At 32.9% G+C, this 13,587-nt stretch carries 12 protein-coding genes; 5 read left to right on the top strand and 7 right to left on the bottom strand.

Annotated features, from left to right (window positions below):
• Positions 1–11: 11 nt before the first annotated feature.
• From MEFER_RS06335 to MEFER_RS08225, 4 genes are read right to left on the bottom strand one after another with little or no spacing between them, the layout of a single operon-like run.
• A complete protein-coding gene (locus MEFER_RS06335) occupies positions 12–809 on the bottom strand; it encodes an NOL1/NOP2/sun family putative RNA methylase (RefSeq protein ID WP_015791791.1) in 798 nt (265 codons plus the stop codon).
• Positions 742–1,302, bottom strand: coding sequence for an archaeosortase family protein ArtE (gene artE / locus MEFER_RS06330; protein ID WP_015791790.1), 561 nt, complete (start codon positions 1,300–1,302; stop codon positions 742–744). Before artE ends, MEFER_RS06335 begins: the two co-directional genes overlap by 68 nt.
• Complete coding sequence (gene thiL / locus MEFER_RS06325; protein ID WP_015791789.1) at positions 1,274–2,233, bottom strand: thiamine-phosphate kinase; 960 nt, start codon at positions 2,231–2,233, stop codon at positions 1,274–1,276. The genes artE and thiL overlap by 29 nt, the downstream gene beginning before the upstream one ends.
• A gap of 10 nt (positions 2,234–2,243) precedes the next feature.
• Positions 2,244–3,578 carry a hypothetical protein gene (locus tag MEFER_RS08225; protein WP_157200687.1) on the bottom strand — a complete coding sequence of 445 codons (1,335 nt, stop codon included), beginning with the start codon at positions 3,576–3,578 and terminating at the stop codon, positions 2,244–2,246.
• 320 nt (positions 3,579–3,898) lie between these two features.
• Between MEFER_RS08225 and frhA the strand changes: the two genes are divergently transcribed.
• The 5 genes from frhA to tfrA all read left to right on the top strand — a co-directional run bounded on the left by frhA (position 3,899) and on the right by tfrA (position 9,100).
• The gene (frhA, locus tag MEFER_RS06315) at positions 3,899–5,131 is read left to right on the top strand and encodes a coenzyme F420 hydrogenase subunit alpha (RefSeq protein ID WP_015791787.1); all 1,233 of its coding nucleotides are present in this window, start codon (positions 3,899–3,901) and stop codon (positions 5,129–5,131) included.
• 112 nt (positions 5,132–5,243) lie between these two features.
• Positions 5,244–5,783, top strand: coding sequence for a coenzyme F420-reducing hydrogenase, FrhD protein (gene frhD, locus MEFER_RS06310; protein ID WP_015791786.1), 540 nt, complete (start codon positions 5,244–5,246; stop codon positions 5,781–5,783).
• Position 5,784: 1 nt separating this feature from the next.
• Complete coding sequence (frhG, locus tag MEFER_RS06305) at positions 5,785–6,468, top strand: coenzyme F420 hydrogenase subunit gamma (RefSeq protein ID WP_015791785.1); 684 nt, start codon at positions 5,785–5,787, stop codon at positions 6,466–6,468.
• Positions 6,469–6,502: 34 nt separating this feature from the next.
• A complete protein-coding gene (frhB, locus tag MEFER_RS06300; RefSeq protein ID WP_015791784.1) occupies positions 6,503–7,351 on the top strand; it encodes a coenzyme F420 hydrogenase subunit beta in 849 nt (282 codons plus the stop codon).
• 126 nt (positions 7,352–7,477) lie between these two features.
• Positions 7,478–9,100 (top strand): fumarate reductase (CoM/CoB) subunit TfrA, encoded by a 1,623-nt coding sequence (gene tfrA, locus MEFER_RS06295; protein ID WP_015791783.1) that lies wholly within the window; start codon positions 7,478–7,480, stop codon positions 9,098–9,100.
• A 71-nt stretch (positions 9,101–9,171) separates the two neighbouring features.
• Here tfrA and MEFER_RS06290 read toward each other — a convergent pair whose 3' ends face one another.
• From MEFER_RS06290 to MEFER_RS06280, 3 genes are read right to left on the bottom strand one after another with little or no spacing between them, the layout of a single operon-like run.
• Complete coding sequence (locus MEFER_RS06290; protein ID WP_015791782.1) at positions 9,172–11,718, bottom strand: cation-translocating P-type ATPase; 2,547 nt, start codon at positions 11,716–11,718, stop codon at positions 9,172–9,174.
• Entirely contained in the window at positions 11,718–12,668 is a 951-nt protein-coding gene (locus MEFER_RS06285) for a SufB/SufD family protein (protein ID WP_015791781.1), read from the bottom strand. The genes MEFER_RS06290 and MEFER_RS06285 overlap by 1 nt, the downstream gene beginning before the upstream one ends.
• 29 nt (positions 12,669–12,697) lie before the next feature.
• Complete coding sequence (locus tag MEFER_RS06280; RefSeq protein ID WP_015791780.1) at positions 12,698–13,441, bottom strand: ABC transporter ATP-binding protein; 744 nt, start codon at positions 13,439–13,441, stop codon at positions 12,698–12,700.
• Between the last annotated feature and the right edge of the window lie 146 nt (positions 13,442–13,587).

Below are 13,587 nucleotides of genomic sequence, written 5' to 3'. Positions count from 1 at the left end.
TCATCACCAAATTAGATTTTTCTCAACTTTGCTATAAAAAATGGTTCATTCGGAGGAAAAACTCTTAAAGTTCCTTCTATATAACCACTTTTCACATTAATTCCCTTAAATTCATCTTTATTTATTTTTATAAGCTCAACATCATCCCTTTTTTGTAATATGTATCTTATAACTTCCTCATTCTCCTCTATTTCCATTGAACATGTGGAATAAACCAACTCCCCACCTTCCTTTAATAAATCAATTCCTATATCTATCAACTCCTTCTGCCTTAAAGAGCAGTATTTTATATCCTCTTTTGAAACATTCCTGTCTTTATCTTTAATAATATTTCCTGAGCATGGAGCGTCTAACAAAATTTTATCAAAAAATATCTCATTTTTTAATAAATAATCTTTATATTTCCTCATGTCTGCATTTATTATTATTGTGTTCAAAACCCCCATCCTATTTATATTTGATTTTAATGCCTTTACCCTTGTTTTACTAATCTCTACTGCAACTATAGTTCCATTATTTTTCATCAATTGAGCTAGATGTGTAGTTTTTCCCCCTGGAGCAGCACACATATCTAATATAAAGTCCTGTTCTTTTGGATTTAAAACAATTGGTGGAATCATTGAGGATATCGATTGTGGCATATAGTAGCCAAAAAGATACTCTGGAGTTGAACCAATTGAGAATGGGCTTTTTATAACTTCAAAAGCATAATCTAAGAAAGTTTCTTTTAAAACAACTCCTTTATCTTCCAATCTCTTTTTTAATACATCTGGATTTATCTTTAGAGTATTGACCCTTATAAACTGCATTATCTCCCCTTAGCTTTGCCAATAATTCTAAATAAGCTATAACTAATATAGGAACTAACGTTAATATTACAGTATAACTAACAATTTCATGATATAGCCACGGATTATTTGGATGCATATTAACTAAATAGCAAATCAACACTATTCTAAAAATATTTACGAAGAATGCCAACAATACAAAAAACAGCCCAATCATAAACTCTTTAATATTTTTTGAAAAGACAGTTATTAAAGATAAAAATCCTGCAACCAAAAAACTTCCAGTGCATTCTTCAGCCACTTCAATAACATTGTTTGGCAAATATATAAGATTACCTGACAACGTTGCACTTGGGAATATTACTTTTATAAATAAATAACTTAAGTAAGCAACTATTCCTACCAAATACTTTGAAAAATGGTTTAAAATAAAAAATAAAATTAAAAAGACAATATAAAATTTTATTAAAAACAATATCTTAGATTTACCATTTGTGTATATACCCTCCCCCATGAAATTCCTCTCCATCAATAAACTGCCCCTCTTCTATAATTTTTCCTATCTTATGAACCTTTGAGTAATTTTTTAATGTATTCTTTACTTTGTTAAATTTAGATGTTGTAAATAAAAGCTCAAACTCCTCTCCGCTATTTAAAGCTACTTTTATTGGATTTAAATCAAATGCCTCACAAAACTCAACGACATCCTCTGGAATAAGCTTAAAAATTTTATCAGTATGTATTTCAAAATTTTTAAAATAGGTTATTTCCTTTCCTAAACCATCTGAAATATCGCAACATCCATTTATGAGCTTATTCATCAATAAACCTTCTTTAACTCTTGCAACTGGCCTTTTCAATTTTTCAAAAATCTTTGGATATTTTTGGCAGAGTTTTTCAAATTCTTTGTAGCTAATTTTTTTATATTTAAGCTTATAATATAAATGTAAAGCACAATAAACTCTTCCCAAATCGTTAGTTACACAAATATCGTCCCCAACTTCCCCTCTCCTATAAATTGGATTGTCAGTTATTCCTAAAGCAGTTCCAGATAATATAAGCTCATCTCCTTTGTTTGTATCTCCACCAACCACTGGACAGTTATAAAGCTTTGAAAACTCATCTAATCCAGAATAAAGCTCTTTAATAAACAGCTCATTAGCCTCTTCTTTAGATAATGAAATAGAGAGCAAAAAAGCCAAAGGCTTAGCTCCCATTGAGGCAATGTCAGAGATATTTGCCGTTAAAATTCTTCTTCCAATTTCATAAGGGGTTAAAATAGAAGGAATGTGAGTTTTTTTAACCATCATATCTGTGGTAGCAACTAAATAAAAATTCTCATCAATTTTTATCACTGCACAATCATCATCAATGCCTTTTACAACATTTTTGTTGGAAAATTTTAATGTTTTTTTAATTATCTCAATTATTTTTATCTCATCCATTTTTATCCTCTTAAGTTGTTAATTCTGTTGAATATTTAACATCTATCAATTTATTTGTTTCTGGGTCTAAAAGTCCAACAATTAGCCTTGTATTTTCATCATCAGGAACTTTAAGCTTTAGCTTTACAACTTTCTCTTCCCCTGGTTCTATAACCAATATCGGAGATTCTGTTGGGTTGTAAACATACCCCTCACCTGCATCAAATGCACAGTAAACTTTAATCCTTCCTTCCAAATTTCCTGCATTTTTTATATTAACGGTTACTTCAGCGTATCCATTGCTATACAAATAACCTTCCCAACTCCATATATAAATGGGTTTTTCAGTTATTGGAAATATCATAGCCCCTTCATCTTTTAATTCATCTGGAAGATCTCCAATTTCCCATCCAGTCTCTGTAGTTTCTAAATAGAAGTATCTTTTTCCATTGTATTCATAGTAGTATCCGTAATTGTTATCTAAATTTATTCCAACCCCCATGTGTTGTGAAAATCGCATTAATGCAACATCGTATCCCATCTGATTTAACAAGGCAGCTGTTAATATAGAGGTGTCTTCACAATCCCCTCCATCAACCAAAGTTTCTATCGGATACCTTGGATACTCATCATAGCCTGTAGAGATATTATCGTAGGTGTAAGGAAGTTGTTGAACAAAGGAAATTACTAAATTTATCCTATCACGCTCATCATAGCCATTTTCCTTACATATTTCATCTATTTTTTGAATAATCCTGTTTAAATACCAATCATCGTAAGGGTCTAAAACATAATATGAATAATCTTCAACATATTCTCTTTTTTTAGATTTGTAGTAATCATAAAGATTTTTTGGAATATATAAATCTAAATAATGTATTCTTCCTTTATATTCCCATGAATAGGTTACATGATAAGCATCAGAAGATTTTAAATTTGTATTTTCTTTTTCATAAGGGAGAGTTATTGGTTTATCAATCCATACTTCATTTCCATTATAAACAAAATCTATTGATACCCTTCCCATTCTTGAAGAGCTTTTATTTATCTCATCTTTGTTAATCGCTACTAAAACTCCATCACCATAGTCTAAATGTTCAAAACTTCCTAAATCTATGAATATCTCTTTGTAGTATAGCTGATTGTTTTTATCATCATAAACACTAATCTTTAAAATTCCCTCTCTTTTAACAAGGTTTGAATTTTCTCCAATAAGATAAATTTTCAAAATATAATTATCTTTAGTTTCATTTAACTCCAAAAGTATCGAAGATATGTCCTCCTCCATAAAATCATTTTGATAATCGATACATCCGGAAAACATCGTTAAAATAATCAAAATTATTAACAAAATAAGCTTTTTCATAGCATTCCCCTCAACAGCAATAAATAAAAAAGTGGCATCAGCCGGCTTGCTACTCATCACAACTCAGACGGGGATAAACGTCATCATCTGCCAACAAATATCTTAGCCCAACATTTATTTAAATCTTTTTAAGGTATGCTAATACTTCATTAAAATAATTTATTCAAAAATAATACAAAAAACTATTTTTTGGCATATCTGGAAAATTAAATCCCTATATTGATATTTTTAAAGAGATATTAGCTTATATAAGCATATATAAAACAAACTAATGTGTCAATAATCTCTTTTAATGTTTTATTATTTTGGAGGTGAATTTTGTGAGTAATAGAATAGAAATTGCCCCTACAACAAGGCATGAAGGGCATGCAAAATTAATTTTAGAAGTTGATGAAGAAGGAATTGTAAATAAAGCATACTATCTAAATACAACCCCAGTTAGAGGATTCGAAACAATGTTGAAAGGCAAACCAGCAGAGTTTGCTCCAATAGCTGTTATGAGAATCTGTGGAATCTGTCAAACAACTCACGGAATTGCTTCATGTGAAGCTATAGAAAACGCTATCGACTGCGAAGTTCCAGACGATGGATTGTTGTTAAGAGAATTGGTTGGAATTGGAAATAGATTACATTCACACCCACTACACCACTTATTAACAATTGATGACTTCTTAAAGCCAGAAGAAGCTGAGAAAAAAATTGAATTAATAAAATTAATTCAGAGAATGAGAAAAGTTGGACAGTTGGTTGTAGATGTTGTAGGAGGAGAAGGTATTCACCCACCAAATATTGTAATTGGTGGAATGAGAACAAACATAACAGAAAGAGCTAAATCAAAGCTATACTATGCTTTAAGACAGTATGAAAAAGATGCTTATGAAATTTATGAGGTATATACTGAATTAATTGAAAGATATTTAGAAGAGGTTGGAATTCCTGACTTAGGTGCTCACGAATACCCATACATAGCTACACATACAACCTATGGAGATAGATACGCTATAAACTGGGATGACGTAACAGAAATCCCAGCTCAAAGATACTACAAAGATGAAGAAGCACGACAGACATCAACAGTTCAAATTCCATTATATTGTGGAGTTCCAGCTGAAGGAGGTCCAAGGGCAAGAATGGTTAAATTCGGTAACTTTAGAGAGGGAGGAAGTGCTTTAGATATCAACATTGCAAGAGCTCAAGAAAACCTTGGAGCTGTTTATAGAGCTTTAGAAATATTGGATGAGCTCAACTTAAATGGAAAAACAAGAGCTGAAGTAGAATACAAAGATGGCTTTGGTATAGGAGTTCACGAAGCTCCAAGAGCTACAAACACCCACATGGCAGAAGTTGGAAAAGATGGAAGAATTAAGAGCTATAGAATTATAGCGGCATCAACATGGAACTTCCCAATTGTTGAGAAGGCAATTGAAGGCTATCCTCAGCAGTATGCTGAAGTCATAATGAGAGCTTATGACATATGAGCTTCATGTGCAACACACGTTATAGTTAAAGATGAAGAGACAAAAGAAGTTATCGAAGTAAGAAAAATGTTATAAAGCCTCAAGGGGAACCCGAAAGGGACCCGAGAGGCATAAAAAGCCTTTCGTGAGGAAAATATTGCTTCCCTAAACTTAAAATTAAACCTTAAAAAATAAGACGAATGAAACCATGAAAGCTGGAACAGAAATTCAAGACGATGAATTATTTGACTTAACTCCTTCATATTTAAAAAAAGAAGTTATGGTATTGGCTTGTGGGAATATATTATTTGCTGATGACGGATTTAGCGTTCATGTTATTGAAAAACTAAACAAAATATTGACAGATGAAGAAAAAGAAAAAATTGCTTTAGTTGATGCTGGAGCTGGAGCTCCCCAACAAGTTTTAACATTAATAGACGAAAACTCCAAAACTAAAAAGATAATTGTTGTTGATGTGATTGATTGGGGGCTAAAACCTGGAGAAATAAAAATAATTGAAAAAAATGAACTACCAAACCCAAAATATAATAGATTAGATTCCCACGACTGGCCTTTAGCTCCTTTACTAAGGGAAGTTGCTGAAAAATACAACATAGAAGTTAAGGTCGTTGGCTGTCAAGCTAAGTATATCTCAGAGCCAGACGTTTACATTGGGCTTAGTGAAGAAGTTGAAAAGGCCGTTGATAAAGCAGTTGAGATGATTCTTAGAGAACTAAGAGGTGATTAAAGTGGTTAAAGTTGCCCACGTTCAGTTATGTAGTTGTTGTGGATGTTTAGTTTCTTTAGCAGATACGTATGAAAAGCTTTTAGATGTTTTAAATTCAATTGAGTTAGTTTACTGCCAAACCTTAGCTGACGCAAGAGAGATTCCTGAATGTGATATAGCATTAGTTGAAGGTTCTGTCTGCTTAGATGACCACCACTCTTTAGAGGTAGCTGAAGAAGTTAGAAAGAAGGCAAAGATCGTTGTAGCTTTAGGAGCTTGTGCAGCAACAGGTGGGGTTACAAGATACTGTAAAGGAAACCAAATGTCAAAACCTGTTCACAGCTCATTCTCTCCATTAACTGAAGTTATTAAAGTGGATTTAGCAATCCCTGGTTGCCCTCCTTCACCTGAAGCAATTGTTTCAGTTATAACAGCGGCTTTAAACGGGGATATGGAATACTTACAACCATTTGCAGAGTTTGCAGAGTTGGGAAGCGAAGCATGTGGATGTGATGTCATTTCCAAAGTTGTTAACAAATCCCTCTGTATGGGTTGTGGAACCTGTGCTTCAGCATGTCCAACAAGAGCTATAGAGATGTTAGATGGAAGACCAAATATCTTAAAAGAACTCTGCATCAAGTGTGGAGCCTGCTCTGTCCAATGTCCAAGAATTAGGTTCCCAGGGTTAATTGAAAAGATTGAATAAAAAATAAAATTATAATTTTTTGAGGTGGAATAGGATGAACCCTTTCGGAGCTTATAAAAAAGTAGTTTCAGCAAGAAGTACATTGAAAGAAGTCTTAAAGAAATCACAAGATGGTGGAATTGTTTCAACAGCATTTATTTATGGGTTAGAGAACAATCTATTGGATGGAGTTGTAGTTGCAGATAACGCTGGAGAATTCCAGGCAGTTCCTAAAGTTGCTACAACACCAGAAGAAGTTTTAGAAGCTGCAGGAACAAAATATACTGTCTGTCCAAACATCTCAGTATTAAAAAGTGCAGTTAGAGAATACGGTTGTGAAAAGATTGGAGTTGTAGGAACTCCATGCCAAGTTAGAGCTATAAGAAAGTTAATGAAATATCCAGTTGGATTTAGACATGTTCCAGATAAAATTGCCTTAGTTATTGGAATCTTCTGTATGGAGAACTTCCCATACAATGGATTAAAATTAATTGTTGAGGAACACTGCGGAGTTAAAATGGAAGATGTTGTTAAAATGGATATTGGAAAAGGTAAATTCTGGGTTTACACAAGATGGGGAGAAACAAAAACAGTTAAATTAAAAGAAACCCATCCTTACGAACAAATCGCATGTCACGTCTGTACAGATTATACAGCAGAGTTAGCAGATATCTCAACAGGTTCAGTTGGAAGCCCAGATGGATGGAGCACAGTGTTTATAAGAACAGCTAAAGGAGAAGAGATATTCAACAAAATGGTTGAAGATGGGTACTTAGAAGTTAAACCAATTGAAGAGGTTAAGCCAGGTTTAGGATTAGTTGAAAAATTAGCATTACAGAAGAAAGAAAAGAATGCAAAAGAAATCGAGCATAGAAAAGAGCTTGGCTTACCAGTTCCATACTAAACCTTTTTCTATTTTTCTTTTTTTTAGAATTTTAATTTATAGAATTTGGAAATTTTTATTTTTCATATTATTTTGAATTTATAACTTTTAAATATCTTAATGCTAATCCTATTTTTTGGTGGTAAAATGAAAACTGATATACTAATCATAGGTGGAGGAGGAGCCGCTGCAAGGGCTGCGATAGAGTGTAGAGATAAAAATGTTATAATAGCCGTTAAAGGATTGTTTGGAAAAAGTGGCTGTACAGTTATGGCTGAGGGTGGCTATAACGCAGTTTTTAATCCAAAAGATAGCTTTAAAAAGCATTTTTATGACACCGTTAAAGGTGGAGGATTTATAAACAATTCAAAGTTGGTTGAGATTTTAGTTAAAAACTCACCAAAAGAACTTTTAAATTTAGAGAAGTTTGGAGCTCTCTTTGATAGAAATGAAGATGGCTTTATAGCTCAAAGACCATTTGGTGGGCAGAGTTTTAACAGAACATGCTACTGTGGGGATAGAACAGGACACGAGATAATGAGAGGTTTAATGGAATACATATCAAAATTTGAAAGAGTTAAGATTTTAGAAGAAGTTACGGCAATAAAGTTAATTGTCAAAGATAATAGATGCTATGGAGCCATATTTTTGGATTTGAAAACAGGGGAAATATTCCCAATATTTGCAAAGGCAACAATATTAGCCACTGGAGGAGCTGGACAACTCTACCCTATAACCTCAAATCCAATACAAAAAACAGGAGATGGTTTTGCAATAGCATACAATGAAGGAGCTGAACTCATAGATATGGAAATGGTTCAATTTCATCCAACAGGGATGGTAGGAACTGGAATTTTAGTTACTGAGGCAGTTAGAGGAGAAGGGGGAATATTATACAACAAAAACAAAGAAAGGTTTATGGCAAGATACGATAAAGAGAGGATGGAGTTATCAACAAGGGATGTTGTTGCAAGAGCTATTTATAGGGAGATTCAAGAGGGTAGGGGGGTTAATGGGGGAGTTTATTTAGATGTCTCCCATTTACCAGCTGAAGTTATTGAAAAAAAGTTGGAGACAATGTTAAAGCAGTTTTTAAGGGTTGGAATTGATATTAGGAAGGAGCCGATGATTGTTTCTCCTACTGCACACCACTTTATGGGAGGACTAAGGATTAATGAAAAATGCGAGACAAGTATAATTGGACTTTTTGCCTGTGGAGAAGTTACTGGAGGAGTTCATGGAGCAAATAGATTGGGAGGAAATGCCTTAGCTGATACTCAAGTATTCGGTGCTATTGCAGGGAAATCTGCCAAAGAATTTGTGGAAAATAACGAGTTTGAATTTGTAGATTGTGAGGAAGATATTAACAACATATTGGATGAAATAAAAGGATTAGATGGAAATTTAAAAATTTATAGCTTAATAGAAGACTTAAAAAAGACCATGTGGGATTACGTATCCATTATTAGGAATGAAGAGGGGTTAAAAAAGGCTTTAGAAAAAATTGATAAAATTGAGAAAAATGTGGGAGATGTTAAAGTTAATGGGGTTGTTGATTTGCAAAAATACTTTGAATTAAAAAATATGGTTGTTGTTGCCCAGTTAGTTACAAAATCTGCCCTATATAGGGAGGAGAGTAGAGGAGCTCATTATAGGGAAGATTTCCCAGAAACTGATGAAAAATGGAGAGGAAATATTATTATAAAAGGAGAAAAAATGTGGTTTGAAAAGTTAGATTATAATGTTGATGAAATTTTAAAAAACCTTTAAAAAGTTTGGCTCAGCCGCGGGGGTAGTCATCACAAATCAGATAGCGAAATTCTCATCATCGCCAATTTATATTAAAACTTAGTATAAATCCTTTTTAAAATTTCACCTATTGCCAGTGTTAAAATAAATGATATTATAGGATAAATCCAATCTCCAAATGCCAGTGGAGCAAATCCAAGATAGGTATTTAATGGTGTATAAATCAAAATTAGCAGTATTAAAAAGATTGTAAATGTTGAAAATATTAAAAGTCTATTTTTAACATTTATGTTAAATATTGAACCCTTAACCTTAAAGTTTAACGTGTTTGCAATCAGCATAGAAATAAAGGATGAGAATAAAATAGCTCTCGCCTTTTCCATATAGCTGAGATTAACAACATAAATTGAATATAATACAAAAGCCATAGAAATTGCCAATCCAAATGATAATATCAGCTCCTTCTTCCCAAATATTTTCTCTTTAGGACTTATAGGTTTTTTATAACCAGTTCCACTAAAATCTAAGCCTATTGTTACAGCTGGAAGGTCTTCAGCGATCATATTTATTATCAATATATGCGTAGCCAGTAATGGAAGATAATCAGCTCCAAGTAAAAATATGGACATTAAAATTAAAAACACCTCGCAATAATTTGTTGAAACAAAATAGGATGTGAAAGATTTAATGTTATTGTAAATCGTTCTTCCAATTCTTATTGCCTCAACTATAGTGGAAAAGTTGTCATCTTGTAATATTAAATCACTCGCTTCTTTAGCCACATCACTCCCGCTCCCCATTGCTACACCAATATCTGCCTTTTTTAAAGCTGGGGCGTCATTAACTCCATCTCCGGTCATAGCTACAACATGTCCTTTCTTTTTTAATGCATTGACAATCCTAAGTTTTTGTTCTGGTAGAGTTCTCGCATATATATTGATATAATCAACAACTTTCTCAAATTCTTCATCACTCATCCTCTCCAACTCATCTCCAGTAATTATTCCATCTTTAATAATCTCTAAAAGCTTATCCTCTACCTCAAATTCTATTTTTCTCTCCTCATATATTCCCAATCTCTTAGCTATCGCTTTAGCTGTGATTGGATTGTCTCCAGTAATCATCGCCACTTTAACTCCAAGCCTTTTACAAAGTTCTATAGCCTCTTTTACATTTTCTTTTAGTGCATCAGCCATTCCAATCAATCCAACAAAGATTAGATCTTTCTCAACCTCATTTTTATCTTTACTAAAATTATCCATCTCTTTATAGGCTAAAGATAAAACTCTATAGGCTTCACTAGCTAATTTGTTATTCACTTTCAATATTTCTTCAACATCTTTTTTAGACATCTCCTCTATCCTATTTTCTTTGAGAATATACCTGCATTTATTTAAAATGACTTCAGTAGCACCTTTAGAAAAAACAAAATATTTTTCATTGTGTTTATGGATTGTTGTCATCATCTTTCTCTCTGATGTAAATAGGATTTCATAAACTCTCTCATAATCTTTTTCAAGCCCATCTTTTAACATATTTTCCTTATGTCCTAAAATTAAAAGAGCTCCTTCTGTAGGATCTCCAATAACCTTATCTTCAGATTTTAATTCAGCATTGTTACATAAGACACCTATTTTTAATAAAAATTCTAAAGCTTTATCTTTTTTTGTATCTATGGAATTTGCATCATAGATTTTTCCATTTGTATAGATTTTCTCCACATGCATTTGATTTTTTGTTAATGTTCCAGTTTTATCTGTGCAAATAACTGTAACTGAGCCAAGAGTTTCAGCAGCTACCATCCTCTTTACTATCGCATTACTTTTAGCCATGTTGTACATTCCATAGGCAAGAGTTATGGTTAAAACTAAAGGAAGAGCTTCTGGAATAGTTCCAACAGAGATGGCCAATGCTGTCATTAAAATAGAGTATATCGAGGAGCTAAAAAACAATCCAAATATAAAAATTAATGCGGTTATAAAAAATGCCAAAATAGAGAGCTGTTTTACCAAAGTGTCTATTTTTTGCTGTAGTGGTGTTTTTTCTTCAGGAGCCTCTACATATTTGGAGATTTGTCCAATTTTTGTATTCCTTCCAGTTTTTGTTATAAGAACTTTGCATTTTCCATTCACTACCAAAGTTCCAGCAAATATTTCATCTCCAACTTTTTTCTCCACTGGCAAACTTTCTCCAGTCAAAAGGGATTCATCAACTTTTAAATTCATTTCTTCTAAAATCTCACCATCAGCTGGAACCTTATCTCCAGCCTCTAAAATAACAACATCTCCGGGAACTACTTCTTTAGCATCTATTTTTTTAACAACTCCATCTCTTAAAACTTTAACCTCTGTTTTAACAAATTTTTTTAACGCTTCTACAGCTTTTTCTCCTTTATACTCCAAAATAAATCCAATTAATATTATAAAGGTGATTATTGAGATGATAAACCAAAAACTAAACACATCGCCAACAAGGTGTGAAATGAAAGCAGCAATTAACAATATATAAATCATTGGATTTATAAGTTGATTAAAAAATATTTTTAAAAAAGTGCCCTTTTTAGGAGGAGATATTTCATTATATCCGAATTCCTTTAATCTTTTCTTAGCTTCCTCATCGGATAAATATTTGATTGACATTAAATTTCCCCTATCATTCCTTTAACAATTATCTCGGTTGCTTCATCCTCGTCCAACCCTTTAGCCATCAGAGTTTCTAACTGCTTTTTATCAACACTTCCAATAGCAGCTTCGTGAGTTATTCTCGCCCTGTCATCTCTAACAACAACTATCGGTATAGATTCAACTTCAGCATTTCCTTTAACAATTTCAGCACAGTCAATATGCCCTTTGCTGTATGGAGCGTTTCCTTCAATTTTTAAGTTTAATGTCACTTTGGAGTTATCCATCGCAGCTCCTCTACTCTTCATAATACATTTAGCACTTTCTCCATTCAATTTAACTACTTCATTTATATTAACAACATCTTCTTTTATAGCATAAGTTCTTGTCGTTATATCAATTATCGCATCTTTTTTAGCAACAATCTCCTGATCTATATCCAATTTTCCAATTCTCCCTTTTGTCAATGTAAAGTTTGATATATAAACTCCTCCTTCTTCAACTTCAACTTTTACCGTTGGTTTAACCAATATATCTCCATCCATACCATGATAGTGGAATTCATTGTAAGAAAACTTTGCATTCTTTCCTATTTTTATGATACCGTTCATTATATGCTTAATTCCCTTACCCTTCGGGAAAGAACAGTGAGACATTAAAGTGATTGAACTATCCTCCTCTAAGATGATCTCAACATCTATAATTTGGGAGATATTCTCTTCAGTTATCCCAAAACACATGTGAATTGGATATTCAAATTTGTACCCTTTTTTAACAACAATTTTTGCCTTTATTTTTCCATCTTCTTCTTTTCCATCCAATATAATGCCTTCATCCCCCTTCACATCAACAATTTTGCTCTCCTTAACTATCATTCTTGGACCTTTTCCATGCACAATCTCTTCAGGTTTTTCAGACGTGTATTTTATTGCCTCAATTATTTCCATTAATTCTTCTTTAATGCTCATAATCTCACTCATAATTTGTTTATTTTATATTATTCCATTTCTTCAGGGACTTTTTTATAGCATTTTCCACATTTTTTCTTGTAGAACTCTCCAACTTCTCTTGGATCCCCACTCTTTACGACCTCTCCAGCACAGATTAAAGAGGCTCTATCAGCATGTTCAGCTAACTCCTCTCTATGTGTAACAACCAATAAAGAACATCCTCTTTCTTTTAAATAGTCAAAAACTCTCTTAATCTCATCAAATGACACAATATCTATCCCGCTATCTGGCTCATCCAATATTGCCAAATCTGGCTCCATACATACAATTGAAGCCAACTCTATCCTCTTTCTCTCTCCTCCACTTAGTGTTTCATCAACATACCTATCCAAGTACTTATCTGGGTCTAAATTTACCAATTTTAAAGCTTCCCTAATCTTTTCCTCTGCCGTTTCCTTATCTTTTCTATATTTTTCATTCATCCCAAGCATTAAATAGTTTTTAACTTTAATTCCTTCAAATCTTGCAGGTTCCTGCCAAGCCAAAGTCATTCCCATTCTCGCTCTCTCAGTGATGCTTTTATCTGTTATGTCTACACCTTTAAATATTATCCTACCCTTAGTTGGCTTATATCCTGAAACTCCCATTAATGTATAAGCTAAAGTTGATTTTCCCGCTCCATTTGGCCCTATGATGGCATGAATCTCATTTTCATTTACCTCTAAATTTACGCCTTTTAAAATCTCTCTGTTCCCCCTATGAACATGCAAATCCTCTATTTTCAATAACATGATACTCACCAAAAATTATAAATACTCCTTTAATGAATGTTCATTAAAAGCGGATATATTTTAATAGCTTATACAATAAAAAGATTACCATGTATAAAAATAAATTGACAAATTAAATTGAAAACAAGCCAGGTCTCTTTGGACTG

It is taken from the genome of Methanocaldococcus fervens AG86, from assembly GCF_000023985.1.
GTDB classification, from domain to species: domain Archaea; phylum AGJL01; class Methanococci; order Methanococcales; family Methanocaldococcaceae; genus Methanocaldococcus; species Methanocaldococcus fervens.
Note: the sequence above shows the minus strand (reverse complement) of the source record. Positions and strands in the feature narration are given on the sequence as shown.